We start from the raw sequence: 1,712 nt of genomic DNA, 5'->3' as shown, positions 1-1,712 counted from the left end.
CCCGTTTACCCCGCGCTGGGTTCTTGCCGTAGGGGCGGGCCGTTCACCCCGCGCAGGGTTCTTGCCGTGGGGCGTCGTTTGCTTAACGGCTCTTGAGGGGGTCCTCAAGGGGGGCTTAAGGATTGGACTTACCGCGCTGACCAGCGCTTTTTCGGTGCGGGCCGCGTCTAGTGTGCCGCCGTGACCACACAGGCAGCCGACCCCCGGCCCGACACTCACCCCGCGCTGTCCGCGTATCTGCGCCAGACGAATCCGGTACCGGAGGTGCGGGTTCCGCCGAGGCCCAGGAAGCCCCCGAGGGCGTACGCGGCTCCGCGCGTATCACCCCGCGCCCTGCGCTCCGGGATCGTCGTCGGAGCGCTCGCCGTGGGCGGGATGTGGGCGGCGCAGGTCCAGGGGGACTTCAGGGTCGCCGGTGTCTTCGCTGGCGGGGCGCATCTCACGGGGCTGCTCGCCGGGTACGGGGTGCTTGTCATGCTGGCGCTGATGGCCCGCGTACCGGCGATCGAGCACGGCGTCGGCGCCGACCGGCTCGCCCGGCTGCACGCCCTCGGCGGGCGGTACGTGCTGAGCCTCTGCGCCGCCCACGCCCTGCTCGCCCTCTACGCCTACGCCGCGCACACCGACACCGGCCTCCCGCGCGCCGCCCTCGACCTCCTCGGCTACCCGGGCCTTGCCGCCGCCACCGTGGGCACCGTGCTGCTCGCCGCCGTCGGCGCCACCTCCGCCCGCGCCCTGCGCCGCCGCCTCGCCCACGAGACCTGGCGCGCCGCCCACCTGCTCACCTACCTCGGCGCCGCCCTCGCCTTCGCCCACCAGCTCGCCGGGCCGGACATCGCGGGCAGCGTCCTCAGCGTCTGGCTGTGGGCCCTCGCGCACGCCACCGTCGCCGTCCTGCTCCTCTGGTACCGCCTCGTCGTCCCCGTACGGCAAGCCCTGCGGCACAGCCTGCGCGTCACCGAGGTCCGCGACGAGGGACCCGGCGTCGTCTCCGTCGTCGTGCAGGGCATCGGGCTCGACCAACTGCGCGCCGAACCGGGGCAGTTCTTCCGCTGGCGGTTCCTCCGGCGCAGGCTCTGGCGCACCGCGCTGCCCTTCTCCCTCTCCGCGCCGGTACGCGACGACACCATGCGCATCACCGTCAAGGCGGCCGGCGACCACACCCGGCGGATGCGGCGCCTGCGGCCCGGCACGCGCGTCCTGGCCACCGGGCCGTTCGGCGCGCTCACCGCCCACCGGCGCACCCGGCGCAAGGTGCTTCTCCTCGCGGGCGGCGTCGGCATCACCCCGATGCGGGCCCTCTTCGAAACGCTGCCCGGCGCCCCCGGCGACCTCACCCTCCTCTACCGCGCCACCAGCGCAGAACACCTGGTGCTCAGGGAGGAGCTGGAGGCGATCGCCGCCCGCAGGGGAGCGGGGCTGCACTATCTGCTCGGCGCGTCCGGCGCCGCCTTCGACCCCATCTCCCCGCAGGCCCTGCGCGACCTCGTCCCCGACCTCGCCGACCACGACGTCTACCTGTGCGGCCCACCCGGCATGTCCGCCGCCGCCACCGCCGCCCTCGTCCGCGCGGGCGTCCCCGCGCAGCGCGTCCACGCCGAGAACTTCGCCTTCTGAACGCCCGATGTGAAACGCCCGATGTGAAGGCCCCGGCCAACGGGGCGGGCCTTCGCGTCGAACCCCCCTTCGAGTTGGAGTACGCCGTCCATGGG

Annotated in this window: 1 protein-coding gene; it reads left to right on the top strand. The window is 74.3% G+C overall.

The window, feature by feature from the left end; all coding sequences use genetic code 11:
- The first annotated feature begins 180 nt into the window (after positions 1 to 180).
- Positions 181 to 1,617: a ferredoxin reductase family protein gene (locus tag GKQ77_RS32445; protein WP_308117853.1), complete on the top strand. Its 1,437-nt coding sequence runs from the start codon at positions 181 to 183 to the stop codon at positions 1,615 to 1,617.
- Positions 1,618 to 1,712 lie beyond the last annotated feature (95 nt).

The organism is Streptomyces anatolicus, assembly GCF_019400875.1.
Taxonomy (GTDB): domain Bacteria; phylum Actinomycetota; class Actinomycetes; order Streptomycetales; family Streptomycetaceae; genus Streptomyces; species Streptomyces anatolicus.
This window is presented reverse-complemented; position numbering and strand designations above follow the sequence as displayed.